This is a genomic window from Pseudomonas cannabina, from assembly GCF_900100365.1.
In the GTDB taxonomy this organism is placed as follows: domain Bacteria; phylum Pseudomonadota; class Gammaproteobacteria; order Pseudomonadales; family Pseudomonadaceae; genus Aquipseudomonas; species Aquipseudomonas cannabina.
The window spans coordinates 15,954-41,638 of sequence record NZ_FNKU01000001.1; the positions used below are offsets into that span (position 1 = coordinate 15,954).

Annotated in this window: 24 protein-coding genes and 1 tRNA gene; 8 read left to right on the top strand and 17 right to left on the bottom strand. The window is 54.5% G+C overall.

Translation table 11 applies throughout. The features are described from left to right. Positions 1-27: 27 nt before the first annotated feature. The 9 genes from BLT55_RS00075 to BLT55_RS00120 all read right to left on the bottom strand — a co-directional run bounded on the left by BLT55_RS00075 (position 28) and on the right by BLT55_RS00120 (position 6,059). The gene (locus BLT55_RS00075) at positions 28-357 is read right to left on the bottom strand and encodes a hypothetical protein (protein ID WP_055001714.1); all 330 of its coding nucleotides are present in this window, start codon (positions 355-357) and stop codon (positions 28-30) included. Further along, positions 354-665, bottom strand: coding sequence for a hypothetical protein (locus tag BLT55_RS00080; protein WP_055001715.1), 312 nt, complete (start codon positions 663-665; stop codon positions 354-356). Before BLT55_RS00080 ends, BLT55_RS00075 begins: the two co-directional genes overlap by 4 nt. Beyond that, positions 662-931, bottom strand: coding sequence for a hypothetical protein (locus BLT55_RS00085; protein WP_005753055.1), 270 nt, complete (start codon positions 929-931; stop codon positions 662-664). Before BLT55_RS00085 ends, BLT55_RS00080 begins: the two co-directional genes overlap by 4 nt. Continuing rightward, the gene (locus tag BLT55_RS00090) at positions 931-1,137 is read right to left on the bottom strand and encodes a hypothetical protein (RefSeq protein ID WP_005753054.1); all 207 of its coding nucleotides are present in this window, start codon (positions 1,135-1,137) and stop codon (positions 931-933) included. The genes BLT55_RS00085 and BLT55_RS00090 overlap by 1 nt, the downstream gene beginning before the upstream one ends. Beyond that, the gene (locus BLT55_RS00095) at positions 1,134-1,379 is read right to left on the bottom strand and encodes a hypothetical protein (protein WP_055001716.1); all 246 of its coding nucleotides are present in this window, start codon (positions 1,377-1,379) and stop codon (positions 1,134-1,136) included. Before BLT55_RS00095 ends, BLT55_RS00090 begins: the two co-directional genes overlap by 4 nt. A 598-nt stretch (positions 1,380-1,977) precedes the next feature. Next, complete coding sequence (locus tag BLT55_RS00105; protein ID WP_004663854.1) at positions 1,978-3,081, bottom strand: IS5-like element ISPsy19 family transposase; 1,104 nt, start codon at positions 3,079-3,081, stop codon at positions 1,978-1,980. A 255-nt stretch (positions 3,082-3,336) separates the two neighbouring features. After that, entirely contained in the window at positions 3,337-4,578 is a 1,242-nt protein-coding gene (locus BLT55_RS00110; protein ID WP_055001225.1) for a tyrosine-type recombinase/integrase, read from the bottom strand. A gap of 167 nt (positions 4,579-4,745) precedes the next feature. Then, positions 4,746-4,822, bottom strand: a tRNA-Met gene (locus BLT55_RS00115). A 115-nt stretch (positions 4,823-4,937) separates the two neighbouring features. After that, complete coding sequence (locus tag BLT55_RS00120) at positions 4,938-6,059, bottom strand: J domain-containing protein (RefSeq protein WP_055001226.1); 1,122 nt, start codon at positions 6,057-6,059, stop codon at positions 4,938-4,940. Positions 6,060-7,438: 1,379 nt separating this feature from the next. Between BLT55_RS00120 and BLT55_RS35090 the strand changes: the two genes are divergently transcribed. The 3 genes from BLT55_RS35090 to BLT55_RS00135 all read left to right on the top strand — a co-directional run bounded on the left by BLT55_RS35090 (position 7,439) and on the right by BLT55_RS00135 (position 10,782). Further along, a complete protein-coding gene (locus BLT55_RS35090; RefSeq protein WP_375232833.1) occupies positions 7,439-8,458 on the top strand; it encodes a methyl-accepting chemotaxis protein in 1,020 nt (339 codons plus the stop codon). A 173-nt stretch (positions 8,459-8,631) separates the two neighbouring features. Next, positions 8,632-9,609: a glycosyltransferase family 2 protein gene (locus tag BLT55_RS00130; protein ID WP_074801232.1), complete on the top strand. Its 978-nt coding sequence runs from the start codon at positions 8,632-8,634 to the stop codon at positions 9,607-9,609. 69 nt (positions 9,610-9,678) lie between these two features. After that, a complete protein-coding gene (locus BLT55_RS00135) occupies positions 9,679-10,782 on the top strand; it encodes an IS5-like element ISPsy19 family transposase (protein WP_004663854.1) in 1,104 nt (367 codons plus the stop codon). 165 nt (positions 10,783-10,947) lie between these two features. Here BLT55_RS00135 and BLT55_RS00140 read toward each other — a convergent pair whose 3' ends face one another. The 3 genes from BLT55_RS00140 to BLT55_RS34370 form a co-directional block, all read right to left on the bottom strand. Continuing rightward, positions 10,948-11,925: an IS5 family transposase gene (locus tag BLT55_RS00140; RefSeq protein ID WP_007247761.1), complete on the bottom strand. Its 978-nt coding sequence runs from the start codon at positions 11,923-11,925 to the stop codon at positions 10,948-10,950. A 156-nt stretch (positions 11,926-12,081) separates the two neighbouring features. Further along, positions 12,082-13,473, bottom strand: a complete 1,392-nt coding sequence (locus tag BLT55_RS00145) for a hypothetical protein (protein WP_223862841.1) — start codon at positions 13,471-13,473, stop codon at positions 12,082-12,084. Between the two features lie 45 nt (positions 13,474-13,518). Further along, entirely contained in the window at positions 13,519-13,653 is a 135-nt protein-coding gene (locus BLT55_RS34370; RefSeq protein WP_259641246.1) for a hypothetical protein, read from the bottom strand. 353 nt (positions 13,654-14,006) lie between these two features. Between BLT55_RS34370 and BLT55_RS33820 the strand changes: the two genes are divergently transcribed. The 5 genes from BLT55_RS33820 (at position 14,007) to BLT55_RS00165 (ending at position 20,213) form a co-directional block, all read left to right on the top strand. Continuing rightward, on the top strand, positions 14,007-14,612 hold the full coding sequence (locus BLT55_RS33820; RefSeq protein WP_223862842.1) for an acyltransferase family protein: 606 nt from the start codon (positions 14,007-14,009) through the stop codon (positions 14,610-14,612). Beyond that, a complete protein-coding gene (locus BLT55_RS33825; protein ID WP_223862843.1) occupies positions 14,573-15,025 on the top strand; it encodes an acyltransferase family protein in 453 nt (150 codons plus the stop codon). The genes BLT55_RS33820 and BLT55_RS33825 overlap by 40 nt, the downstream gene beginning before the upstream one ends. Positions 15,026-15,733: 708 nt before the next feature. Continuing rightward, on the top strand, positions 15,734-17,794 hold the full coding sequence (locus BLT55_RS00155; protein ID WP_055002050.1) for a glycosyltransferase family 2 protein: 2,061 nt from the start codon (positions 15,734-15,736) through the stop codon (positions 17,792-17,794). A 231-nt stretch (positions 17,795-18,025) separates the two neighbouring features. After that, positions 18,026-19,129 carry an IS5-like element ISPsy19 family transposase gene (locus tag BLT55_RS00160; RefSeq protein WP_074799827.1) on the top strand — a complete coding sequence of 368 codons (1,104 nt, stop codon included), beginning with the start codon at positions 18,026-18,028 and terminating at the stop codon, positions 19,127-19,129. A gap of 106 nt (positions 19,130-19,235) precedes the next feature. After that, positions 19,236-20,213 carry an IS5 family transposase gene (locus tag BLT55_RS00165; RefSeq protein WP_007247761.1) on the top strand — a complete coding sequence of 326 codons (978 nt, stop codon included), beginning with the start codon at positions 19,236-19,238 and terminating at the stop codon, positions 20,211-20,213. Positions 20,214-20,387: 174 nt separating this feature from the next. Here the strand turns inward: BLT55_RS00165 and BLT55_RS00170 are convergent, their stop codons facing one another. Genes BLT55_RS00170 through BLT55_RS00190 form a run of 5 tightly spaced genes read right to left on the bottom strand, consistent with a single transcriptional unit; the run spans position 20,388 to position 25,676 of the window. Then, complete coding sequence (locus BLT55_RS00170) at positions 20,388-20,798, bottom strand: GtrA family protein (RefSeq protein WP_054999031.1); 411 nt, start codon at positions 20,796-20,798, stop codon at positions 20,388-20,390. 7 nt (positions 20,799-20,805) lie between these two features. After that, on the bottom strand, positions 20,806-21,756 hold the full coding sequence (locus BLT55_RS34375) for a WxcM-like domain-containing protein (protein WP_054999030.1): 951 nt from the start codon (positions 21,754-21,756) through the stop codon (positions 20,806-20,808). Further along, the gene (locus BLT55_RS00180; protein ID WP_054999029.1) at positions 21,743-22,693 is read right to left on the bottom strand and encodes a glycosyltransferase family 2 protein; all 951 of its coding nucleotides are present in this window, start codon (positions 22,691-22,693) and stop codon (positions 21,743-21,745) included. Before BLT55_RS00180 ends, BLT55_RS34375 begins: the two co-directional genes overlap by 14 nt. Continuing rightward, positions 22,690-23,793: a DegT/DnrJ/EryC1/StrS family aminotransferase gene (locus BLT55_RS00185; RefSeq protein ID WP_007252550.1), complete on the bottom strand. Its 1,104-nt coding sequence runs from the start codon at positions 23,791-23,793 to the stop codon at positions 22,690-22,692. Before BLT55_RS00185 ends, BLT55_RS00180 begins: the two co-directional genes overlap by 4 nt. 14 nt (positions 23,794-23,807) lie before the next feature. Then, complete coding sequence (locus tag BLT55_RS00190; protein WP_054999028.1) at positions 23,808-25,676, bottom strand: glycosyltransferase family 39 protein; 1,869 nt, start codon at positions 25,674-25,676, stop codon at positions 23,808-23,810. Positions 25,677-25,685 lie beyond the last annotated feature (9 nt).

Consider the following 25,685-nt stretch of genomic DNA (forward strand, 5'->3'; position numbering starts at 1 on the left):
AGCCGTGTATGACTAAAAAGTTAGTTGTCAGCGATGCCGATCTAACAAAAGTTGGTACTGCGCCATGTAGGTTTTTTGGTCTATCACGCCGCAGTTGCACAGTGTCTGCAAGACGCCGCCCGCTTCGCTGGAGCGGTGCTCCGCAAGGGCGTTCCTGGCTCGTGCCGCCTTCAAGGCGTCCTTGACTGCTTTTTTCGCAAGGCGCTCGCCAGTCCAATAAACATCAAGCCGGGATGGATCGCTGAAATCGACGTCAGCAGCGCCTAACGCGCGATAGCGCAGTCCGTAAAGCGCCAGTTCGGCAAGTTGCTCAGTGCTCAGCCCTTGGAGCGCCGGGTGCTCGGCGTAGAGGTTCATTTGGCACCAGCCTTTGCCTGACGTCTCGGCGTGGCGTCTGCGGCGTGAGCCGACACCCCTGCCACGTTACTGATCAGTGCGCCGAGGCTTTCCAGCATCCAGCCGACATTTATCACTGCATCCGGGCTCAGGCCCGACTCTTCGTTTGATGCCGCACAGGCGAGCAGATTGCCGATACCTGATACCCCGTGCGCAAGGGTTAAAAGTTGGTCATCGGTTGCGCGGATCACGGCGTCGAGATCATCGGCATTCATGGCAGTGATTTCATCTCGTTTGATCAGGAGGTCACACCAGTTCATCGTTTTCATTGGTCGCCACCCGACTGATTCAGGCTCAGATCGATTGCTTTACAGGCGCGCTCAACGTCCCCGAGGTGAACCTCTGCGAGGTACTGGCTGAGATCGGCAAGGCCTTGGATATTTCGTCCATCTTCATGCTCCAGGTCCAGTTGGATGGCCTTGCTCAGGCTCACCATCCAGCGGGTGAACTCCATGCTGCAGGCGAGCTGGAAGGATGCCTCTTCGGCAATGGATTTGAGTTCTTTCGATTTCGAAGTGCTAGCCATGCGAGTCATTACGCCACCTCCTGAACTACGGGAATTTCCGTAATTAGCAGATCGGCCCAAGTCATGGCGGTGTGCTGGGCCACGACGGCGATCACCTTGGCCACGAGTGGCGGAGTGGTCGGGCTGGCGATGACAGCAGAGGCGAGTGCCAGCAGGGTTAGAATTTCCCTGAGGTCTTTGACCAGTTCGGAATCGATGCGGACGTTAGGGATCATTTCGACACCTCCAACGCTTCCAGCTCTTCCCGCCAGTGACGGATATCTGCTTCGGCAATGTCTGCACGGTCCAGCGCCACGGCCGCGCCAAGCTCGGCAACGCGTCCGCTATGAGTGGTCCCGAGACTAGTTTTCAAAGTCCAGAACAGCGACTCTAGTTGACGCAATGTCTCTCGGCACACATCGAGCTGATCAAGTGCGTCGTTGGCAACGTCTGCAGGAGGACGAGAGGCAGTAATCATTGTGCACCCCCAGCATTATCCAGAGCGCGTGCGCGGTCCATGTGGGAGTTGTAGCGGTTGAGTCGTACAGCAAGGGATGAGTTTGCGCGGAGAGCGCTCAAGGCCATGCGGCGGTGGGCAAGTGCGCGAAGTGCGGACGGAATGAGTGCGTGCATAGGTAAAACTCCCGTATCAAGTTGAGAGCTACCACGTTCGCGACCAAACGGATGGGTGGCAGCCGTGCGTAGGTTGGTCGACCGGAGATACAGGAACCCGGCACACCCGAAGGTGTCCTGCGCACAGCCGCCATAACACTGAACTGCGGGCACAAAAAAAGCGCCTGCAATCGTAATGGGGGCGCTGTTGCGCCTGTATTTTCTCGGGCGACCAAACCCGATCGCTGAATTTGCAGCGACGGGCAGACGATACCGAGCATCACGATTGCTTGCAATCTCTGTTATCGACCGCTGGTCGTTAATCGTGAAGGTCAATGTCATATGATCCCTCGATCAGCAGCGCTCCGGCGCCTGTCTCGGAGCCGAGAGGATTTACCCCAGCGACCTTGCGAGGCGTTGCCTGTGACACTGCGAGAGCAACTGCTAGGAGGGTGTAGACAAAATCATGTAGTGAGTCGGCGCGCGAGTATTCGAGCCTCGGCCAACCAAACCCATGCCTCGCTTACCGCAAAAAGGCGATCATGATGCATGATCAGTCGCCGAGCTCTCTCATTCCAGGCATGAGTTCGCTCCACTACCCATCGCTTGGGCATGACCACAAATCCAGTCTGAACAGGCTCCACGGAAAATAGATCGCCTTGTTCAGAGTGCCATTGCCCTGTTCTTCTGTTATTCGGGCCACGGATCACTTGAACATCGATAGCGTGCAGTTGATGGGTGCGCTGTGCCCATTTTCCTGCGTACGCACTATCAACAAAAAGCGTGCTCAGTGACGGATATTTTTCCTTCGAGTACGCCACCGCATCATCCGCCGCGTCACGATCCTGCACGCTTGCAGCACTGATACTGACAGCCAGCAGCAGGCCCAATGTATCGACAATCAGACTTCGTTTACGCCCCTTCACTTTTTTGCCTGCGTCGTAGCCGCTGTCACCGCCTTGAGGAGAACTGCGGGTCGACTGTGAATCCAGGATCGCTGCTGACGGGCTGTCAGCGCGTTCTTCCCGCTCACGCCATTGAGCTCGCAAGCGATCATGCATTTGCTCGAACTTGCCTTGAGCGCTCCACCGGCGGAACGTTTTGTAGACATTGTCCCAATGAGGAAAATCGCGGGGTAGCATTCGCCATGAGCACCCCGTGCGTACGACATAGCAACAGGCTTCCAGCAACGTGCGCCGAGAGTGAAGCGGTGGCACTCCTCGTCCGCCCTGGCTTTCAAACAGGTCGGCGACCAGTGCCCACTCGGTATCTGTCAAGCAACTCGGATATAGCTGCTCCGGCAGTTGGCGGCGGTGGGTTTCATTGTAGCCATAGGCTTTATTAGGTTCAGGTGACTGAAAACTTCCCTTGGCCCGCTGCTTTACACGCGTAATCCCTGCCATTTTCAACGCTTTTGCAAAGGTGTCGGGATGCGCAGTGATACCGGTTTCGGCGAAGAATACGAGCGCCAATTCGGCCTGGCTGGAATAGGGCTGTGCATGAGCGAGTTTCACCAGCACGGGATAGTGCTCGGCGGCAATCGAGCGAGGACGTCCGGTTTTAGGCATGGCTTGAGGGCTATTCAGACAAGGGAGTGAAAGTTTAATTTATTTTGTCTACACCCTCTAAGTATCCTCTGAAAAAGCCCATTTTTTTGGAGAGGAACCGGGCTGGAGCGCCTGTATTTACTGGCTTCGACTTTTGAAGAAAAGGCTTTTTCAGACCTTCCCTAAAGGCGATCACGATTACCGAAAAAAGACTGTTCATTCGAACAGGATTTAAATCAGTCTATATCTGTCTATGCTTACAAAGGAAGGCCCGCATCAGGCCCTATTGCCGAAGTCGCCCTGGATGACCACTCCTTTAGCTTGTCCGTCGAGGTAGTCCGCATACCACTGCATCATGGTCGTGCGCTGCGCCAGGTACTGCGCCTTGTTGTAAACGCCACGGACACCCTGAGGCTTGTGGCTGAGCTGCGCCTCGATATGATCGGCCGGGAAGCCGTGTTCATTGAGTGTGGTGCTCGCAATGTGGCGGAAGCCGTGGCCGGTCTGGCGGCCCTCGTAGCCGATCCGACGCAGCGCCATCAGGAATACGGTATCGCTGCGCGGCTTGGATCGATCGCTGCGTCCAGGGAAGAGCAGGGGGTACGCGCCGGTGATGGGGCGTAGCTCTTCCAACAACTCAATGGCCTGGCGGCAAAGCGGCACTAGGTGCTCTCGACCTTTTTTGCGGCCCTTGCGCTCAACTGGGATGGTCCACAGCTTCTTTTCCAAATCGAACTCGGACCACTGGGCTTCGCGCAGCTCGCTGGGACGCACCGCAAGCAGGGTCAGAAGACGCAAGCCCAACTGTACGTCTCTGGCGTGCGGGTATGACTGGATGGCACGAAGGAGGGCGGGCAACTCTTCGGCCGAGACGTGGGCATAGTTCTCGGCTTTTCCGCTGGAAAGGAACTTGTGGATGCCTTCCAGCGGGTTGTTCACGGCGCGGCCGGTCACTCGAGCCAGATCGTAGACATCCTTGCAATAAGCGCGCACTCGGCTCATCTGCTCAAGAATGCCTTGTTGCTCCAAACCTCGAAGCAGCTCCATCCATTCCATGGACAGGATGCCTATATACCGGCGCTGGCCGAAGGTGGGAAACACATGGCGTTCAAGTGCTCCCATGATTCGCTTCGCCGTTCCTGCGTCCCAGCCGCCGATACGGGATGCATGCCATTCACGGGCCAGTGTCTCAAACGTATCGTTTGCTGCCTGGGCTTCTGCTGCCTTGCGCGCCTGTTTGGTCACCATGGGGTTTCGGCCTTCGGCCGTATCGGCGCGAAGATCTGCAGCCTTTGCTCTGGCCGATGCGCCACTGACCTCGGGGTATCCCCCTAGCCCCAGCCAAGACCACTTGCCGTCTGCTTTTTTATAACGCAGCTGCCAAGACTTTTGTCCGTCCGGCTTCACTCGGAAGTACAGGCCGTTGGCGTCGAGTTCGCGGTACTCCTTCAAGTCCGGCTCAAGGCCTGCAAGAGCGGTGTCGGAGAGCGGTCGGCGCTTGATTTCGGACCGTTTCACGGTTTGTATCCCTTCGGTTCAATTATTTTCAAAGGATACACGCTGGGATACACGGTGGGTAGATATAGGGGGATACAAGGAAAGATAGCCAGAAACAAGAAAGCCCGCACGAGGCGGGCTTCTTGGGGTTGTTTATAGACAGATATAGACGTCTATAAACAGGTACTTGGTGGCTACACAGGGACTTGAACCCCGGACCCCAGCATTATGAATGCTATGCTCTAACCAACTGAGCTATGTAGCCAAGTGGCGCGCATTATTCGCGCTAAGCGGATATGTGTCAAGCGTTGTTGTGAAAAATAATTGCGTGGGATCAACCGGTTAGGCGGAGGCCCTCCTGAAGTCGTCTTTTTCGGGCGTTATCGGAACAGGGCGTTCAGCAGCTCCTGGTCATCGAAGTCGTCTACCATGTCCAGCATATCGTCCATCTCTCGCTGATCTCTGAGCCAGGCTTTCAGGCTTTTCGGATGGGTGAGCGCTTGCAGTTCATCCTGTGTTTCATGAAGGTGTTCCCGTATGACCTTTAGCTGCCTCGCACATTTTGCGTTGACTGTTTTGGGCCTGATGTCTTCATAGGGATCCATCAGGAAGCGTTCCCGGATCATCATTTTTCGATCATGGATCTCGTCTTCCAGTTCTCTGAGTTGCTCGCTCAGAATCCGGTTGAAGTGCTTGAGGCGTTTGTCGGAGAGGGTGTCGATGTGCGTCTGGTCGATTTGCTCGATCTCCATCTGCATCTTTAGCAGCGCCAGCAGGTTGACATTTTCATAAGCTTCGTTCACCCGTTGCATGAGCGCGGTTTTGCGGTCGCGCTCGTCGGTATCCTGCTCTCGGTCCGGGTGCAGCGCGCTGACCAGCTTGCGGTATATTTCACGTAATGACTGGCTGCCCTCTGCCTTTTCCTGCTCACGACGCAGTTCGCTGGCTGACGGTTTTTTTGGCTTCTGGTTGCTCGTTGCTTGCTCGTTCTGTTCCCTCAGCTTCTCTTCAATGTGCGTCGTAATGTCGTCAAGGGAATCCAGATCGATGTCGTCTCCCAGCTCCACGCCCAGCGTTTCTTCCAGTGACGCTTTAAACAGCTCGTCTTGCCGGCGTCGATCCTCGTCGTAATCGCTGCCGGAGTGCTTGAGATAAAGGCGCTTCAGTTCTTCGTCGTGTTCCTCGCCCATCAGCGATATCGTCAGCTCACAGATGATGTCCCGCAGTGTGGCGCGGTCATTCTTGCCCAGCCGAAACTGATCGCTAGCCTGGTCAAGCAGGCGAAGCCTGGTTATCTCGTTCTGAGCCTGCTCTTTGAGCATCGGGACCCATTCTTCAGCCCATAACTGTTCGCAGGTAACCGACGCCTCCAGCCACTGCTGAAAAAGCTTGCGTCGTGTTTCAAGCTTCTCCATCAGCGTGTTGAATTTCTTCTGGCCAGTGCTGAGATGAGGCTTGGAAGGTTGCGCAACGATACGTGGTGATGCGGGTGGGGTAGTCATGACAAGACCTCCTGTAAAGGGCGAGATCGCTATGCAGTAATCGGCAAATTTTCTGAAGTTTACTTTTCTCCGGGCTCTTTAAGGGTGAACAATTTGCCGTCTTGAAAAAGGTGCTGGGTGCTTGAGTGGCGGTCCGGTTCTTGCTTGGATGTTTCCAGAGCGTCAAAGGCTGCGCTATTGACCAGGAAACGAGTGGGTTACCGCGTTTTTCGACCCAATCTGAGGCGACATGTATCGCCATTGAAACAAGAACATGGCATTTTGCTGTCAGTGTTTTTCCAAAAAAAAGCATCGCCTCTGTTTGTTCAGATCCGGCCGGTGTTCACGGGGAGTTGCAGGACATGAACAGTTTTTTGTCGCCGGGCATGCGCCTGATGGGGCGCGTTGGTTTTGCTCGCAAGTTTCAGGTCTTGTTCCTGCTGTTTATTCTGCCGTTGGCGGGTAGCGCCTGGTTTATCACCAAGGACTACCGCAACAAGCTTGAAGTGATCTCGGGCGAGCAGTCAGGCGTGCGGCAACTGCTGGCACTCGATGACCTGAACGTCGAGCTGTCTGCCCAGCGCGACCATGCAGCCCGCTGGAAGGCGGCCGATATTCTTCGCGAACCGACACCCGCTGCCAGAGAAGCAATGGCGGGTGTCGATGCTGGCATCCCGCGTATCACCAAGGCCCTGCAAGGGGTCAACGCAGTGCTGGTCCAAGAGAGTGCCCCGGCTGACACGATGGCCCGCTACAAGGCGTTGCAAGCAGCGGTTACCGGCCTGGACACCGCGTCGTTGCGCACCGTGGGTTGGTGGCCGGACGGCTACGACCGATTCACGACAGTGCTGAATCTGGTGCAGGCGCTGCGTGAGCAGATCGCAATGGACAGCGGTTTGATCCTCGATCCGTGGCTTGAAACCTACATGTTGATGCAGCTCTCCACGCAGCAAGTGCCGGACTTGATCGAGCGCATCGGCCGCTTGTCCAGCGTTGGTCAGACATCCGTCGCTTCGGGGCAGTTCAGCCTGCAAAGCCGTCTGCAAATGCGTGATCTGCGCGGCCGTATCGACGACTCCAAAGAACAGATGAACAAAGCGGCCAGCCTGCTGTTATCCAAACTGCCCGAGCAACTTCAGCCTTGGGCTGACACGTATGCGGGCGTGAAACAGGTGCTGGAAACCGAGCTGAAAGTCATCGATGACGGTGTGTTCGGCGGCAGTATCAAACTCAAGCCGGAAGAGTTCGAGAAAAGCATCGATACCTTGACCAACAGCACGTCGGGCCTGCGTAAGCACTCACTCGAGTCGCTCAATGGACGCCTCGATTATTACCATGAGTCCTCGAACATGGAGTTCATCCCGCTGGCCGTGGTGTTCTGCGTGCTGGTAGCCATGGCGATGTACCTGTTTGCCTGCCTGCAATCCTCCATTCGTAACAGTGCGCGCGGGATCACCACCCTGGCTGAGTCGCTACGTGACGGCAATCTGTGCGTGGAAGTTGCGGTGCAGGGGCGTGACGAGCTTGCTGCCATCAGCAAGGCGCTGAACGTCGCAGTCGTGCAACTGCGTACCAGCCTGCTGGGCGTCAATCAGGAAACTCTGCGGGTAGGCGATGCAGTGCTGACACTGACGGCGCAATCCAGCGGAACGCTCAACGAGGTTGAAGACCAGCAACAACAGATCAGCCAGATTGCCACGGCAGCAACGGAGCTGGCTGCCACCTCTCAAGGCGTGGCCAGAAGCTGTGAGCAGGCCTCGGAGAGCGCTCGTCACACCCGTCATATTGCCGAGCAGAGCAGTCAGGACAGTCAACGCACCACCGACAGCATTCAGCAACTCAACCAGCGCCTGACCGAAACAGCCGCAGCATTGGGGCGAGTCAGCGAGCAGGGGCAGCAAATTCAATCGGTGGTGGATGCCATTCGCGGCATCGCCGAACAGACCAACCTGCTGGCCCTCAATGCGGCCATCGAAGCTGCCCGTGCGGGCGAGCAGGGACGCGGATTCGCCGTGGTGGCCGATGAAGTGCGCAGCCTGTCGCAACGCACTCAGGCGTCGACCGCGCAGATCGCCGGCACAGTCGACAGCTTGCGCTCGACCGTGACCCAAGCCGTGAACCTGATGGAAGCGGCTTGTGGCCAGGCGGTCAACGATGCGCAATCGGTAACCGGGCTCGGCGTTCGTCTGGGCGAAATCGCCACCGCCGTGCAGGGCGTCGCAGATACATTGGCGCAGATATCGACGGCCGTGGAAGAGCAGGCCTCGACGGCCGATGAAGTCAGCAGCAACATCCAGCAAGTCGATCAGGCAGCCGGCCGCTTGCTGGAAGGTGCGCGGGCGGTCAATCAGGCGGCGGATACGCTGAGCCAGGGCAGTCGGGCGTTGAATGACAATACGGCGCGGTTTAGGTTGGGGTGAATAAGTCATTGCTGTTCGGGCTGAAAACCGGCGCGGTTAATCCCGCCGGATTTCGGTTACTACGGGTCTTGAAGCATGAAATTTGTATTGATGAACACGTAATAAATCATTTCGAGACTGACGGAAGTCGTTACACCGCGTAAAATGCATCGTTTTTGCAGGCGAATGGTTTCTTGAGAGCGCAGCTTACCGAAAAACACCGGGCGGACGATGCCTGTCCGCTATCAGTTCGCCCGCGCGTTGCCATTTTAATGTGTACCTATAACGGGGCTGCGTATCTTCGTGAGCAGCTTGACTCCCTCGCGGCTCAGACCTTCACCGACTGGGTTCTGTACGTCTCCGACGATGCGTCGACTGACGACACTCTCGGTATCTTGTCCGACTACCGCGCCCGTTGGGGAGGAGACAGACTTGTCATATTTAATGGGCCCTGCAAAGGCTTCGCAGAGAATTTCATTTCTTTGGTTCAGCGCTCTGAGGTAGAAGCCGATTATTTCGCGTTCAGCGATCAGGATGATGTCTGGTTTAGCGACAAGCTGGAAAGAAGCGTGGCCCGTCTTGAGTCTGTAGACCTTGGCACGCCTGCGCTCTATTGTTCAAGAACCCGGCTGGTCGATGAAGATTTGAAGGTCATTGGGGTTTCGCCGCTGTTTTGTAAGCCGCCGTCTTTTAAAAACGCATTGGTCCAGAGTCTGGCAGGCGCCAATACGATGCTGATCAATCAGGCGGCGCGTGGCTTATTGGTCCAGTTGCCTGAGCACTCTCCGTTGATAGCCCATGACTGGCTGACCTATCTGCTGGTAACGGGGTGCGGAGGCCGGGTTTTTTATGATGCTGAACCCTGTCTTTACTATCGTCAGCACAGCGGCAACTTGATCGGCGCCAATGCGAGTGCTCGTGACCGGCTGGTGCGCTTTCGCAAAATGCTTTCAGGCCGGTTCATAGAGTGGAATGACGCGAACGTGTCGATTCTGAAGGGAATGGAGTGTGTGCTTACCGTGGAAAATCGGGCTGTGTTGACGGATTTTGATAACGGCCGCAGACAGCCTTTCTTTAAGCGCGTATCTACTCTTCGAAAGGCCGGGATCTATCGGCAGACTGTGCAAGGTAATTTGAGTCTGGTGTTGGCCGTGTTTTTGAGGAGAGTTTGAAGGCGGGCTAAGAGGGTGTAGACAAAATAAATTAAACTTTCACTCCCTTGTCTGAATAGCCCTCAAGCCATGCCTAAAACCGGACGTCCTCGCTCGATTGCCGCCGAGCACTATCCCGTGCTGGTGAAACTCGCTCATGCACAGCCCTATTCCAGCCAGGCCGAATTGGCGCTCGTATTCTTCGCCGAAACCGGTATCACTGCGCATCCCGACACCTTTGCAAAAGCGTTGAAAATGGCAGGGATTACGCGTGTAAAGCAGCGGGCCAAGGGAAGTTTTCAGTCACCTGAACCTAATAAAGCCTATGGCTACAATGAAACCCACCGCCGCCAACTGCCGGAGCAGCTATATCCGAGTTGCTTGACAGATACCGAGTGGGCACTGGTCGCCGACCTGTTTGAAAGCCAGGGCGGACGAGGAGTGCCACCGCTTCACTCTCGGCGCACGTTGCTGGAAGCCTGTTGCTATGTCGTACGCACGGGGTGCTCATGGCGAATGCTACCCCGCGATTTTCCTCATTGGGACAATGTCTACAAAACGTTCCGCCGGTGGAGCGCTCAAGGCAAGTTCGAGCAAATGCATGATCGCTTGCGAGCTCAATGGCGTGAGCGGGAAGAACGCGCTGACAGCCCGTCAGCAGCGATCCTGGATTCACAGTCGACCCGCAGTTCTCCTCAAGGCGGTGACAGCGGCTACGACGCAGGCAAAAAAGTGAAGGGGCGTAAACGAAGTCTGATTGTCGATACATTGGGCCTGCTGCTGGCTGTCAGTATCAGTGCTGCAAGCGTGCAGGATCGTGACGCGGCGGATGATGCGGTGGCGTACTCGAAGGAAAAATATCCGTCACTGAGCACGCTTTTTGTTGATAGTGCGTACGCAGGAAAATGGGCACAGCGCACCCATCAACTGCACGCTATCGATGTTCAAGTGATCCGTGGCCCGAATAACAGAAGAACAGGGCAATGGCACTCTGAACAAGGCGATCTATTTTCCGTGGAGCCTGTTCAGACTGGATTTGTGGTCATGCCCAAGCGATGGGTAGTGGAGCGAACTCATGCCTGGAATGAGAGAGCTCGGCGACTGATCATGCATCATGATCGCCTTTTTGCGGTAAGCGAGGCATGGGTTTGGTTGGCCGAGGCTCGAATACTCGCGCGCCGACTCACTACATGATTTTGTCTACACCCTCCTAGGGAGACGCTGAACAATTAACCCGTTCGCACCGTCCCCATTTCCAAGCCGGTTTTTTTCAACCTGCCGGCCTTATTTTACGTTTCTCGAGCAGATTTCTGCCCTCATTTTGCTGAAAGGCGGGCCAGTCCCGCCTTTCAGACGGATTTATCCTGCCGTCTGTTGTAAATACCGCTTGGCCAGCATCAGATTGGCCAACCCAAACAAACTGAACAACTGCGCTGTATTCTTTTCCAGCCCACGGTAGCGAACCTTGCGATGATTGAAGCGCACCTTGATTACCTGGAAGGGGTGCTCGACCTTGGCACGCAGTTGCGCCTTGGCATATTCAATTTTGCGCTTGACCCGATACAGCACGCTGCCTTCGCCGTGCTGCTTGTAACTGCTTGGCCGTTCTGCAATCGACCAGATAACGTCCCGTTCAGCATGCTCCGGTCGCTTGGCCGCACCGGTGTATCCAGCGTCACCCGAAACATAGGTTTCGTCACCGTGAAGCAACTGGCCAACCTGGGTGACATCCGCCACGTTAGCGGCCGTCCCTACTACGCTGTGCACCAGCCCCGACGTGGCGTCTACACCAATGTGGGCCTTCATCCCAAAGTGCCATTGATTGCCTTTCCTGGCCTGATGCATCTCAGGATCACGCTTGCCTTCTCGGTTCTTGACCGAGGGCGGCGCGGCGATCAGAGTAGCGTCGACGATAGTGCCTTCCTTGAGCAGCAGCCCCCGGCTGGCCAGATGCTGGTTAATCGTTTCAAACAGCAGCCGGGTTAGCTGATGGACTTCCAGCAAGCGGCGAAAACGCAGCAAGGTGGTGGCATCCGGTGCAGACTCGCGACCCAGGTCGATACCCATAAAACCGCGGATGGCCTGGCTGTCGTAGACGGCATCTTCGCAACCTTCATCGGAGAAACCGAAACACTGCTGCACGACGTACATGCGCAACATGCGCGACACCCCTATCGCAGGGCGTCCGCGCTTGCCTGCGGTGTTGCTATAAAACGGCGCCACTTGCGCCTCCAGCAGGGCCCAGGGCACCAACTGTTCAAGGTCAGCCAGGAAGCGATCTCGGCGAGTCTGCTTTTTCTTGCCGGTATATTCGAGTTCGGAGAAGGTCTTCTGCACGCGCGTAACGCTCACGGAGAGGGAGGCTGTTGAAGGAACATAGTGTGCCAAGGGTGGGGACAGTTGGCTATTTTTGCAGCGCCTCCCTAAGGGATCTGAGCTCATGCTGTGTTGTGCTTATCCAAGGCCGTACTGTGTACGGCCTTTTTCTGAGCCCTAGTTTGTTGTCGTTCGATCAGGGGCCTTATATATCTGATAGGCAGGGTTTGGAGAAGTTGGGATTGCCTCGAAATGGGAGCGAATGTATTCGTCAACCCAGTGATGCGAGTTTGAAAACCTCAGCTCTTCTCGTCCATCCATCGCCATGTTGAAGACCAGTGCAAAACCTGGGTCAGCTTTTTTTATCCGCTCTATTTCTGCTCGCTGAAAGTCTTCATTACGAGGCGACAGCGCGTAGATCTCCCAGAGTGGCGCGTGCCGGTTCAGCAACGGATAAGCCCCCGGCCAGAAAGGCAGTACAAGTACGGCTCTGCCCGCCGGAGCGTAGCGGTCTGTCAGGTCCCTCAGCAGATTTACCGCTTCGGCAGTGCTGGGGTCCATCGAAAGCGTGGAGCCGGATACGTTGACCGGCACCCAACCGTCTTGAGTCCGAGCCAGTGCTCCTGGTTGCCAGGCTGAAAAAATGAACAGGCTGATGAGGCTGGTCAGTGTTGCCAACGCCCATTTTGAGAACCAAGACTTGCAGGTGGCCAAGATCAGAAAAATACCCAACAGCATGGGGTATATTCCTTGAGCGAGATGACCTACATCAGCTCGGGCAAAAGGGTAGTGAGCGTAAGGAAGTGTTGCGCATGCTACCGCCACAAGTTCGGGACGTACTGCGTTACCCCGGAATCGCTCTTTGAACACCCACCCAAGCGAGCCTGCACCGAAGACTATAAGCCCCACAAAACAGATGCTTATCAGAAACGACCTTGTTTCGATGATAAAGTCGGCAGTACCAAAATCAATCGTCCATGGCCAAGGTATGGGGAGCGGTAGATTCGTATTGCCCTGTTCAAGCATGAAAATAATCGTGTCCATGAATGCAGAAAAATAGCCTGGTATGAGTAGACACATCCCCAATACAGGAAGATACCCAACCACCACTCCTGCTGCCCAGGCCGCGATACCCTCCAAACGATAATTTGCCTTCGGCGCTTTAATAGTCAGCCAGCCCATGGCGAGTAAACTGGCCACCGCGCCGTAAACACCGTGATTTCGGCCAAACACGGCCGCAAGGCCGACGATCATGCCGAGGAGAAAGTATCGTTTAGTAGAGGGATTCAGCAAAAGGTAAGTCAGGCCAGCAACGATGATCATCGAAGTGGACATATCAATGATTTTGTGGCGCGGATACATCCAAGCCATAAGTGCGACCGCCGCGAGGCACAGGTAAGCGAATCTTGCGGCGTGCTGCCTCAGTGCGACGGAGATCGTCCACAGGCCTGCACAGAGGCCTAATAGTTGAAACGCAGCCACTGCTACGCGCAGGGCGATGATTCCCGTATCCCCCATAAGATAAAAGAAACCGGCGGACCAATAGTATCGGCCAGGGTCGTAGGCCATGAAATCTCGAACTGGAATTTCACCTTTGATTATCTGTTGGGCGCCTTACCACAGATAGCCTTCATCCCACAGGTTAAAGCCGTCGTGGCCTTGCCACAGAAAATTTCCTGCCACGAAAATAGCTGCTATAGCAAGGAGCATAAAGCCGTTCGCCAATTTATTTTGTATAGCGTGATTCATGGTTCGTTCCGTGTAATACAGCAATGACGCTCACTATGCCTTCTCAGCGAGCTTGACGGTAGAGGTGCTTTTGTAGGCATGTCTAAAAGACATCAGGCTGCCTCCAGGCATCCCGCCACTGTGATCGTCGGTCCATTCTCCGCTTCTGCCAGCGGCAGATGCAGCGTCAAGGGGGCCGCTACTCAAGCGACTTGGGTCGAGACTAGCCTGGCAAGTTATACTGCGGGCTTTGCAGCGGGAAAATCTGATTATCTGATCGGGCGAGCTTTTTTTAAGTATCAGGCCACGAGGGCATCAAAATCGATGCCTACTTCAGAGCCTCCTTAACGAATATCTAATGGCTGGAGCAGCATGTGACTCATCGTGATAACTCATTTGACCTGATCAGACACGTGGCGGCGTTAGCGGTGTTGGTCAGCCATCACTTCGTACTTTCTGGCTTTCAGGAGCCGATGCTGAAGGGCTATAGCTCTGTGGGCGCAATTGCCGTACTGGCTTTTTTTGCCATATCAGGATTTCTGATCACTCAGAGTTTTTTAAAGACACCCGTTTTTTTCGTGTATATGCAGAAAAGAGCGGCGCGGATATTTCCTGCTTTGATCGTTTGTGCTGCGGTCATGGTCTATATCGCAGGCCCTGTCTTCAGTAAAACAAACGGCATGAGCTACGCCCTTAGTCTGGATGCGCTGTCTGACTTCCTCAAGGTGTCTGCGTTTGGTCGAGCCGAGATCGGTGAAGTCACCCATGATTTCATATTCAAGGATTCATTTAACGGCAGTTTATGGACGTTGAAAATTGAATTTGGCTTTTATGTGGCGCTCGCGTTGGCTTTGTGGGTGATGCGCCACGTTGCCGTGCCCGTTGTGGCCACTGTCTTTTCTGCATTACGGCGTATGTATTTACATTTTCAGCAAGCCCTGTGGCGCCAAAGCTGCTGGTTTACTCAACCTTGGGGATAGCATTTTTTACAGGCTCTTCCACTTATTTCTATAGAGACCTGTTCAGCCGAACTCAAATAAAAATGCTGGTGGGAATGCTTTCTCTGGCGCTTATCCTGGCGTCGCTGGGTACGGAGTGGGTCATGGTGCTGGCCAGCGTGGGTGTGAGCCTGTTAGTGCTGGTGGTCGGAACGTTGCTTAATGATCGGATCATTAAATCACGGTTCGATATTTCTTATGGAATGTACCTCTATGCCTTCCCCGTTCAGCAACTGATGATCAATTTATCCGGGTTAAGCTTTTATGCATCCATGTTGGCCTCTGTCGCAGTGGTCATCGTGCTGGCCACGTTGTCCTGGCATTGGGTCGAGAAGCCAGCGCTGAACTACATGCACCGCAGAACCCGCTCTCGATTGAGCACCACGCCAGCCTGATCCCTTGCTTGGCGTGCCTGATGCTTGGAGAACAATGCCCGGTTCACGACAAACGTCTAAGCATCTTGATCCCGTAATGCGGCCCTGGCGTCACACGTCAGGGCCGCATTCCTGCATGCCTGTTTTGCATAGCGCCCCCCTGCGTGAGAGATAGGCGAACACGCCGAGCGTTGAGCGTGTAGTCGAGCAGCCACGCCGGTATTCGACTACGCCGGCTTCGGTGATGATTGAGGACGTCAGTCTTGAGAGACCAGCGTCGTGTGCGATGTGCGTAACACGCAGTTCTTTTCCCGTGTCACATAAACGCATCTTGTGTTGGCTATGCTTGGCGTTGGGCAATATTTGAAGGATTCGGTGGAAAATCTTCCTGTCGCACAGGGCGCATGCCAGAAATTCGTGCCTCCAGGCTGTCCGCAGATCAGTACCTCGTGGCTGATAAGGGGGCTGGAAAGTTTAATAGCGTTGATAGGGCGTCAGAAGCTAAACCGTCACCGGCAAGTCGTGTAATATACGAAATGTCGAAAGGTATCCTCTGAAAAAGCCCATTTTTTTGGAGAGGAACCGGGCTGGAGCGCCTGTATTTACTGGCTTCGACTTTTGAAGAAAAGGCTTTTTCAGACCTTCCAAAGGAGTGCGAGTGACCGTCTTGCCCTAGGAGCAACGTGGTGTATTCGGAAGAATTTAAAAATATTACGAGGTCATTGAGTCATGCTTAAGCGTCTCCGCCAAGAGAACTCCCTTCAGAAAAGGCAATCTTCTGCTTCCATGGAAAGGCTGCAACAAGAGATGGCCAACAAAGAAGCGGCGTTCACGGCTGCTCTGATTGAGCGAGACACGCATATCCATAATCTGAACCTCACTATTATGGAAATCCAAGGCTCGACCAGCTGGAAAGTAACGTCTCCTCTAAGAAAGCTAGTGGCTGCTATTCGACGCGCAGGCCGTGGCGGACAGGCAACGACGGTACAACACCCTTTGCATGAGGTGCCTCAGCATGTAGTTGACGCCGCCAGGGTAGAAGTCGCTCAGGTGGCGCAGGCCAATTCGTACACGCAGTGGGTCGAAGAATTCGACACGATCGATGATATCGATCGCCTTAGCATGTATGAGGACATGGGGACCTGGAAACTCGAACCGCTGCTGTCTATTATCATGCCGGTTTACAACCCGCCTATCGATATGCTCAGAGAAGCCATCGAAAGTATCAAGACACAAGTCTATTTCAACTGGGAATTGTGCATTGCCGACGATGCTTCGACCGATCCACATGTTCGGTTGTTTCTCGAACACAGCGCCAAGTCGGACCAGAGAATAAAAGTGACCTACCGTGAAGAAAACGGTCACATCTCGAAGGCCAGTAACTCAGCACTCGACAGTGCATCAGGTGAATTCATTGTTCTTATGGACAATGACGATACGCTTCCCGAACATGCTTTGTTTTGGGTTGCCAAGACGATCAATAATCATCCTGATGCGGCGGTTATTTATTCGGATGAAGACAAAATCGACGAGCAGGGCGTCAGGTCGGCACCTTATTTCAAGACTGACTGGAACCCGTACCTGTTCCGCTCGCATAACATGATCAGCCACTTGGGTGTGTACCGCAAAGAACTCGTCGATAAAGTAGGGCGTTTCCGTGTGGGCATGGAAGGGTCTCAGGATTACGACCTGGCCCTTCGTTGCGTTGAGCAAATCGATCCCGCTCAGATCATTCACATTCCTCGCGTCCTCTATCATTGGCGCATGCATGCTGGCAGCACCGCGATGTCTACCGACGAGAAGCCCTATGCGCAAAATGCCGGGCAGAAGGCACTCGACGAACATCTGAAAAGGTCTGGAATAGCCGGGCATGCCGAGTTGCTTGATTTCGGTATGTACCGTGTCCATTACGACCTGCCCGCCGAAAAGCCTCTGGTGAGTCTGATCATACCCACGCGTAACGCTTATGCATTGGTCAAACAATGCATTGAGAGCATTCGTCATAAAACAGTGTATCCGAACTACGAGATCATTCTGGTTGACAATGGGTCTGACGATCCGCAGTCGCTGCAGTATTTCGAAATGATTTCTCATCTTGAAGGTGTGACCGTCATTCGTGACGACGGCGAATTTAATTACTCTGCGCTCAACAACAATGCTGTGGACCATGCCAACGGCGAACTCATAGGGTTGATCAATAACGATATCGAAGTGATCAATCCTGAGTGGCTGTGTGAAATGGTCTCTCTGGCGTTACAGCCAAACGCCGGGGCGATTGGTGCACGCTTGTGGTATCCCGATGAGCGCCTGCAGCATGGCGGCGTGATCATGGGACCGCTGACCCTCGCTGGTCACGCCCACAAAATGCTTCCTAGAGGCCATCATGGTTATTTCGGACGAGCGTCGTTGATACAAGGGATGTCTGCAGTCACCGCCGCGTGCCTCGTCGTCAAGAAGTCGATTTTCCAGGAAGTAGAGGGGTTGAACGCCAAGGACCTGAAAATTGCATTCAACGACGTGGATCTGTGCCTGAAGATAATGCAAGCCGGGTATCAGAATATCTGGACCCCCAATGCAGATCTTTACCACCATGAGTCCGCGACACGTGGTTTTGAAGATACGCCCGAGAAAATCAAAAGGTTCATCAGCGAAGTCGAGTACATGCAGAATAAGTGGAAAGCGATCATCAAGCATGATCCTTACTACAATCCTAATCTCACTTTCTCAGCAGAAGACTTTTCGGTGGCGTTCCCCCCGCGTGTTACAGAGTTAGCGGAGTACAGTCTGTAACTCAGGCACAATGAGTCAGTACTGTGAAGCGGTTGGTCCTTGACTGACCGCTTCACGGTATGACATCTAGGGAAGGTCTGAAAAAGCCTTTTCTTCAAAAGTCGAAGCCAGTAAATACAGGCGCTCCAGCCCGGTTCCTCTCCAAAAAAATGGGCTTTTTCAGAGGATACCTAGAGGGTGTAGACAAAATAAATTAAACTTTCACTCCCTTGTCTGAATAGCCCTCAAGCCATGCCTAAAACCGGACGTCCTCGCTCGATTGCCGCCGAGCACTATCCCGTGCTGGTGAAACTCGCTCATGCACAGCCCTATTCCAGCCAAGCCGAATTGGCGCTCGTATTCTTCGCCGAAACCGGTATCACTGCGCATCCCGGCACCTTTGCAAAAGCGTTGAAAATGGCAGGGATTACGCGTGTAAAGCAGCGGGCCAAGGGAAGTTTTCAGTCACCTGAACCTAATAAAGCCTATGGCTACAATGAAACCCACCGCCGCCAACTGCCGGAGCAGCTATATCCGAGTTGCTTGACAGATACCGAGTGGGCACTGGTCGCCGACCTGTTTGAAAGCCAGGGCGGACGAGGAGTGCCACCGCTTCACTCTCGGCGCACGTTGCTGGAAGCCTGTTGCTATGTCGTACGCACGGGGTGCTCATGGCGAATGCTACCCCGCGATTTTCCTCATTGGGACAATGTCTACAAAACGTTCCGCCGGTGGAGCGCTCAAGGCAAGTTCGAGCAAATGCATGATCGCTTGCGAGCTCAATGGCGTGAGCGGGAAGAACGCGCTGACAGCCCGTCAGCAGCGATCCTGGATTCACAGTCGACCCGCAGTTCTCCTCAAGGCGGTGACAGCGGCTACGACGCAGGCAAAAAAGTGAAGGGGCGTAAACGAAGTCTGATTGTCGATACATTGGGCCTGCTGCTGGCTGTCAGTATCAGTGCTGCAAGCGTGCAGGATCGTGACGCGGCGGATGATGCGGTGGCGTACTCGAAGGAAAAATATCCGTCACTGAGCACGCTTTTTGTTGATAGTGCGTACGCAGGAAAATGGGCACAGCGCACCCATCAACTGCACGCTATCGATGTTCAAGTGATCCGTGGCCCGAATAACAGAAGAACAGGGCAATGGCACTCTGAACAAGGCGATCTATTTTCCGTGGAGCCTGTTCAGACTGGATTTGTGGTCATGCCCAAGCGATGGGTAGTGGAGCGAACTCATGCCTGGAATGAGAGAGCTCGGCGACTGATCATGCATCATGATCGCCTTTTTGCGGTAAGCGAGGCATGGGTTTGGTTGGCCGAGGCTCAAATACTCGCGCGCCGACTCACTACATGATTTTGTCTACACCCTCCTAGGGAGGCGCTGCAAAAATAGCCAACTGTCCCCACCCTTGGCACACTAAGTTCCTTCAACAGCCTCCCTCTCCGTGAGCGTTACGCGCGTGCAGAAGACCTTCTCCGAACTCGAATATACCGGCAAGAAAAAGCAGACTCGCCGAGATCGCTTCCTGGCTGACCTTGAACAGTTGGTGCCCTGGGCCCTGCTGGAGGCGCAAGTGGCGCCGTTTTATAGCAACACCGCAGGCAAGCGCGGACGCCCTGCGATAGGGGTGTCGCGCATGTTGCGCATGTACGTCGTGCAGCAGTGTTTCGGTTTCTCCGATGAAGGTTGCGAAGATGCCGTCTACGACAGCCAGGCCATCCGCGGTTTTATGGGTATCGACCTGGGTCGCGAGTCTGCACCGGATGCCACCACCTTGCTGCGTTTTCGCCGCTTGCTGGAAGTCCATCAGCTAACCCGGCTGCTGTTTGAAACGATTAACCAGCATCTGGCCAGCCGGGGGCTGCTGCTCAAGGAAGGCACTATCGTCGACGCTACTCTGATCGCCGCGCCGCCCTCGGTCAAGAACCGAGAAGGCAAGCGTGATCCTGAGATGCATCAGGCCAGGAAAGGCAATCAATGGCACTTTGGGATGAAGGCCCACATTGGTGTAGACGCCACGTCGGGGCTGGTGCACAGCGTAGTAGGGACGGCCGCTAACGTGGCGGATGTCACCCAGGTTGGCCAGTTGCTTCACGGTGACGAAACCTATGTTTCGGGTGACGCTGGATACACCGGTGCGGCCAAGCGACCGGAGCATGCTGAACGGGACGTTATCTGGTCGATTGCAGAACGGCCAAGCAGTTACAAGCAGCACGGCGAAGGCAGCGTGCTGTATCGGGTCAAGCGCAAAATTGAATATGCCAAGGCGCAACTGCGTGCCAAGGTCGAGCACCCCTTCCAGGTAATCAAGGTGCGCTTCAATCATCGCAAGGTTCGCTACCGTGGGCTGGAAAAGAATACAGCGCAGTTGTTCAGTTTGTTTGGGTTGGCCAATCTGATGCTGGCCAAGCGGTATTTACAACAGACGGCAGGATAAATCCGTCTGAAAGGCGGGACTGGCCCGCCTTTCAGCAAAATGAGGGCAGAAATCTGCTCGAGAAACGTAAAATAAGGCCGGCAGGTTGAAAAAAACCGGCTTGGAAATGGGGACGGTGCGAACGGGTTAATTGTTCAGCGTCTCCCTAGAAGTGGTTGTTGCCTTGCTTAGAGGTTATGGGCGCTTAGGGGTTTCGTCTTTTGCAGCGAAGGCCAGTTTTGAAAGTGTGAACGTAACAGGCAGTGTTAGTGCAATGGCTGCCAGTGGCGCCAATCGCTCGTCGAACTGCAGTTTTTCAACCCAGCACCAGAGTATGACCAGACTCAAGCAATACTGAATGGCATAAATCAACGGCAGCAGCACAACCGATCGCAGGCCCTGATGGCTCTTGAATACGAAGAATCGATTCAGGACATACGCCAACAGAATGCCCGTCACGTATGAAATCGTATAGCTGATTTTATAAGACAGAAACATCAGCAGAACGAGGTAGATTCCGTAGGTCAAGGCGGTATTGAAACCGCCTGACATCAAGAATCGGGCAAAATCCTGCTTCAGGAATTTTGAGACGGCCTGATTCATCATTGAACCGTTATTCTGCGTTTGCGATCAGGGATTTGAACTCTTCGTAGTTACGAATATAGTCCCCGGCATCGTAATAATGCGACGCAAATACAAGCAGCACGGCGTCCTGAGAATAGCGATATTGGATGCCCCACGTCATCGGAGGCAAATGAATGCCCTGATTCGGTTTGTCGAGAATAAACTCTTCACGATTGACACCATCGTCCGCCACCACATGAACCGAGCCCTTTACTGCAACAAGGAACTGGTGACAGATGCGATGCGCGTGTTCGCCTCGGGTTTCGGCCGTTGGAACGTCGTACACGAGGAAATAGCGTTCTGACTTGAAAGGTACCGAACGTTCGAATTCGCCCGCTGACAAGCTTCCGCGAATGTCAGCCACTTCATTCATCGTATGCAGCGTGACGTTCTTCACAGAAGTGCCAGTCACACCAGGTGCAGCAGTTTCCGAACGCGCTTCGCTGCTGGCGTTGACAGGCTTGGCGTCTACATAACCAATGATCTTGACCGGGTTGCCCACCACAATCGCATTGGGTGGCACGGAGCGTGTTACCACAGCACCTGCGCCGACCATTGCATTTATCCCGATGGTGATGCCAGGCAGGATCGTGCAGTTTGCGCCCAGCGAGGCGCCTTTTCTAATGATGGTTCGAGCGAACGTCTGAGGATAGACCTTGCTACGCGGGAACAAATCATTGGTGAAGGTGGCATTGGGGCCGATGAAGACATCGTCTTCAATGGTAATCCCGTCCCACACCTGCACGCCGCACTTCAACGTCACCCGGTTGCCAATGATAACGTCGTTTTCGATGAATACATTGTCACAGACGTTGCATTCACTGCCCAGCTGCGCGCCTGGCAGAATATGTGCGAATGCCCATACTCGCGAATCTTTACCGATATTCTCGGACTCGCACAGGGCGTGGCTGTGAACAAAGAAATCCTTACCGCTGCTCATGTGTTTCTCCAAATCCCTCGATTCTCATCGGAATGGCCAAGGGTCTATTCTTTGTGTTTTCGTAGGTGCGCCATGCGTAGGAACCAACAATTCCCAATCCCAGCAGGTTCAGACAGCCAAGAAAAGTGATGGCCAGCATGATCATCGCATAGCCCGGCACTTCGATTCGGCCTTCGAGCTTGGCAATCAGTGTGAACACGCCAAACAGCGCTGCAAATACCGAGCCGAATGCGCCGACTCGAGTCAGTATCCGAATAGGCATATCCGTAAAGGAAAATACGCTGTCCATCAGGTAATTGACTTTCTTGCGCAGCGTCCACGCGGATGTACCGTGAACTCGCTCCTGTCGGGTGTAGGTCACCACCGCACGGCGGTAGCCCATCCAGAATATTTGAGCGATCAGAGAGCTGTGACGCTCTCCGAGGGTCAACAGAGTGTCCCGGAAGGCTTTGTTGCAGGCGAACATGTCGACGCCGCCTGGAGGTATTTCAGGGATGATATAGCGGCGATAAAGTCCCCAGAAAATCCTTGAGGCAGTGCGTGAGGCCCACGGGTCCTGACGACCTTCTCGCACACCCACCACAACATCCGTATCGCCTCGCATCAGCACGGTGTTCATTTCCAGAACCAGTTCCGGTGGCTCTTGGAGATCCGCGGCCATTACCGCAAAACGGTCGCCTGTTCCATGCTGCAGGCCCGTGCGGATAGCCATGAAGGACCCGAAGTTTCTGGACAACAGGATCAGCTTGGATGTGAACGATTGTGACGGCAGTTGTTCCCGGAGTATTTCGTAACAGCGGTCAGGACTGCCGTCTATCACGAACACGACTTCAAGGTCGTGTCCGAGCTGCTTGTCTAGCGCCGTCACTGCAACGAGCAAATCCGGAAGATTGCTTTCGTTGCGATATACGGGAATGACCAACGTCAGCAAAGTCATATCTCCTTGGAAAAATACGCGGTTACCGCATCGATAACGCGATCAACTTCTTCGTCGCTCAGGCCCGGAAAGCAGGGCAGGGAGATGACGGTATCGCACGTGCGCTCAGTCACGTCCAGAGCCACGGAAGACCGGGCTGTATAGGCGGGCTGCTTGTGATCGGCGATAGGGTAGTGAATATCAGTGCTGACTGATTTCTCTTTGAGCGCAGCGGCAAGTGCAGCTCGATCCTTTGTGCGGATGACATACAGATGGGCGACGAAATCGTCTGATACCGAGGAGGGCAGTTCGATATCGAGCCCGGCAAACGCTTCGTTATAGCGCTTGGCGATCGAGCGACGCTGCTCGTTCCAGGTGTCGAGGTGCGGTAACTTGATGCGCAGGATTGCGGCTTGCATCTCGTCGAGTCGGCTGTTACGGCCGCCCGGAATGGCAATGCGGTACTTCTGATCCCAACCATACTGCCGAAGCTGGCGAATACGTGCTGCCAGAGCATCGTCATCAGTGACAACAGCGCCACCGTCACCGAGCGCACCCAGGTTTTTGGTCGGATAGAAGCTGAAGCAGGCGATGGTGCCGAAGCTGCCCGCTTGCTTGCCGTTGCGCCGCGCGCCATGGGACTGCGCGCAGTCTTCAAGAACCGGAATACCGGCAGCAGATGCGATCTCGACGATCTCTTCGATGTTCGCCAGTTGGCCGTACAAGTGCGTAACGATGATGGCGACCGGTTTTTCCTTGGCGATCACGGCTTGCAGAGACTTTTTGCAAAGCGTCAGCGTCGCTGGATCGACATCGGCATAAACAGGGGTCGCACCCACTGCATGGATGGCGGTGCTGCCATAAAAGCCGGCGTTGGCCACGGCGACAACAGGGTCGCCTACTGCAACGCCGAGACCCTTCAGGGCAAGTTCCAGTGCATCGGAGCCGTTCGCCACGCTGATGCAATACTGTACGCCTACATACGCAGCAAACTCTTCCTCGAACAGTTTTACTTCGTTACCTAACACATACCAGTGGCTGTCCAGCACGGCCTTCAATGGCGTCGCGAAATCGAGCCCGGCGTTAGCTTTGATGGCCGAGAAAAGTGGAATATTTTCCATTGGGGTTTCCATGATCAGTGAGACGAACGGCTGATGGATGCGCATACATCAGGCATTGCGAAAATTTTAAAGGTCGAGCTGACAGTGTACAGCTTCAGATCGCATCTATCCGAGGACGATGTCGAAAGAATATTGCCGTCGTAGCCTGAACGCGCAGCCGCCTTGTTGTTAAGCGCTGCAGCAACATCCGGCCGTTTGTTATCGATTCTTAGCGCACTTACAACTTTACCTGCTTCCACAGCGATCACATATTGCGGTGCACCGTCTGCTTCCTCGATAAAGCTCCAGCCTTTCACCAGCCAGCCATTGGGCGTTTTCCGGATCTCATCCAGGTTACCCACTGTTCCTTTTGGCTCGACCGTCGCTTTGAGAAAGAACTCACCGTTGTTCAGCGCCAGTCGGCTAGTCAGCTGTGCCGGGCTCAGAATCTTCGTTTCCGAAGTTTTGGCCGCGTCGCTTGCCATGACGGCATCTGTCACCGCCATGCCAATGGCTGATTGTCCTATATTGGTCGGGTCCAGAGTATTCGCGCTCCACGCCAGACTGTTTGTCCAGGCCATCCATACCGCCACCGTTACCAGGCACTTCACATGGAAATGACGAACTTTGGCGGTTGACGATGCCACCGCCGCAGAGAAGTAGCTTTTGGTCGCGAGCGCGATGAGGATGCTCAAGAAGGGGATCGTGACAAACAGATACCGGCCCTGGGGTTGTGGCAAGGCGTTCTGTGACGCAAGCATGCTAAGTACCACGATCGAGGGAAACAAACCGAAAATCATGATCAGAGGTAACAGGTAATTCAGATAAAAAACCGATGTTTTGACATGAGCGCGCGCGCGGTACGTCTGGACAGCTGCAGCGATGCACAAGGCAGCGAACAGTGCAGCCGCGATACTGTAATAGGTGGGCGGAAGGTAGATGCTCATCCAGCCGGTTACGGAAAAGTAACTGACCAGTGAAAGGCTGAGCCAGGGCCGAATGGCTTTCATTTCAAAAAAATGCTCAGGGCATCCAATGAAACACGTGCCGTACCCGGCGCTTGGGCTGCCTTTGTGCATCGCCGAAAATTCGATTTGCCCAGAGACGCCCGATATTTCACCAAATTTCATGTACGTCAGTAACAGCATAGGACCGGAAACAATAGCGGCCGCGACGATGAGGGGGACAATACATTTTTTCAGATTCAATTCTGCGAAGTAATGCTGGGCGACGAGGGTCACCGCGACAAAAACCAGTGCAGGCAAGAAGTACAGTTTTGCCATGAACATCAGCCCCAACGCGCCGCCCAGGCAGAGAGCGGCAAGCTTGTCAGGTCTTTTCAAAAAGCCCAGTAATGCGCTCAGCACCAGCGCGACACTCATCAAGCCGTAGGCGTCACTGTTGAAGTACGAAAAAACAAAAGATACCTGAGGGATCAGCGCAACGATGAGCGCACCAAGGGCCGCTGCTCTTTTTGACATCCCTGCCCGGTAGCCAATGCGAAACAGGGCGCCGATGAAGATGGCGCCCATGATCCAGTTGACGCATCGAGCCGCCACGTAGCCAAGCTCATTGGGCAATATCCAGCCCAGACTGTGATAGCTGATCAGAGCACCCAGTACATGAGGAAAGGGCAGCCCGTGATACCAGAATGCTCCGGGTTGCCACGTATAGCCTGAGATCGCCCCGGTAAAAGGCTGACTCGGCTGTGTGGCGTCCGGCAGGGAGTGGAACGCGTTCAGGTATTCCAGCAAAAAGAAGTGCGTGGATTCATCTGGCGCACCATGAAACTTGATGCCAAACGACCAGACGGCCACAACAAAGAAATAGAAAACACCCAGTACCCATTGGTAGCGGGTACTGGTCCAGCCTGCAGAGCTGTTGGAGCGAGTTGCTTCAAACACGGGCGTCCC

What these genes read in the sequence shown, in the direction of transcription:
- BLT55_RS00075 (WP_055001714.1), bottom strand. Translation starts at nt 357, where the DNA reads ATGAACCTCTACGCCGAGCACCCGGCGCTCCAAGGGCTGAGCACTGAG.
- BLT55_RS00080 (WP_055001715.1), bottom strand. Translation starts at nt 665, where the DNA reads ATGAAAACGATGAACTGGTGTGACCTCCTGATCAAACGAGATGAAATC.
- BLT55_RS00085 (WP_005753055.1), bottom strand. Translation starts at nt 931, where the DNA reads ATGACTCGCATGGCTAGCACTTCGAAATCGAAAGAACTCAAATCCATT.
- BLT55_RS00090 (WP_005753054.1), bottom strand. Translation starts at nt 1,137, where the DNA reads ATGATCCCTAACGTCCGCATCGATTCCGAACTGGTCAAAGACCTCAGG.
- BLT55_RS00095 (WP_055001716.1), bottom strand. Translation starts at nt 1,379, where the DNA reads ATGATTACTGCCTCTCGTCCTCCTGCAGACGTTGCCAACGACGCACTT.
- BLT55_RS00105 (WP_004663854.1), bottom strand. Translation starts at nt 3,081, where the DNA reads ATGCCTAAAACCGGACGTCCTCGCTCGATTGCCGCCGAGCACTATCCC.
- BLT55_RS00120 (WP_055001226.1), bottom strand. Translation starts at nt 6,059, where the DNA reads ATGACTACCCCACCCGCATCACCACGTATCGTTGCGCAACCTTCCAAG.
- BLT55_RS35090 (WP_375232833.1), top strand. Translation starts at nt 7,439, where the DNA reads ATGTACCTGTTTGCCTGCCTGCAATCCTCCATTCGTAACAGTGCGCGC.
- BLT55_RS00135 (WP_004663854.1), top strand. Translation starts at nt 9,679, where the DNA reads ATGCCTAAAACCGGACGTCCTCGCTCGATTGCCGCCGAGCACTATCCC.
- BLT55_RS00145 (WP_223862841.1), bottom strand. Translation starts at nt 13,473, where the DNA reads ATGGCCTACGACCCTGGCCGATACTATTGGTCCGCCGGTTTCTTTTAT.
- BLT55_RS34370 (WP_259641246.1), bottom strand. Translation starts at nt 13,653, where the DNA reads ATGAATCACGCTATACAAAATAAATTGGCGAACGGCTTTATGCTCCTT.
- BLT55_RS00155 (WP_055002050.1), top strand. Translation starts at nt 15,734, where the DNA reads ATGCTTAAGCGTCTCCGCCAAGAGAACTCCCTTCAGAAAAGGCAATCT.
- BLT55_RS00160 (WP_074799827.1), top strand. Translation starts at nt 18,026, where the DNA reads ATGCCTAAAACCGGACGTCCTCGCTCGATTGCCGCCGAGCACTATCCC.
- BLT55_RS00170 (WP_054999031.1), bottom strand. Translation starts at nt 20,798, where the DNA reads ATGATGAATCAGGCCGTCTCAAAATTCCTGAAGCAGGATTTTGCCCGA.
- BLT55_RS34375 (WP_054999030.1), bottom strand. Translation starts at nt 21,756, where the DNA reads ATGAGCAGCGGTAAGGATTTCTTTGTTCACAGCCACGCCCTGTGCGAG.
- BLT55_RS00180 (WP_054999029.1), bottom strand. Translation starts at nt 22,693, where the DNA reads ATGACTTTGCTGACGTTGGTCATTCCCGTATATCGCAACGAAAGCAAT.
- BLT55_RS00185 (WP_007252550.1), bottom strand. Translation starts at nt 23,793, where the DNA reads ATGGAAAATATTCCACTTTTCTCGGCCATCAAAGCTAACGCCGGGCTC.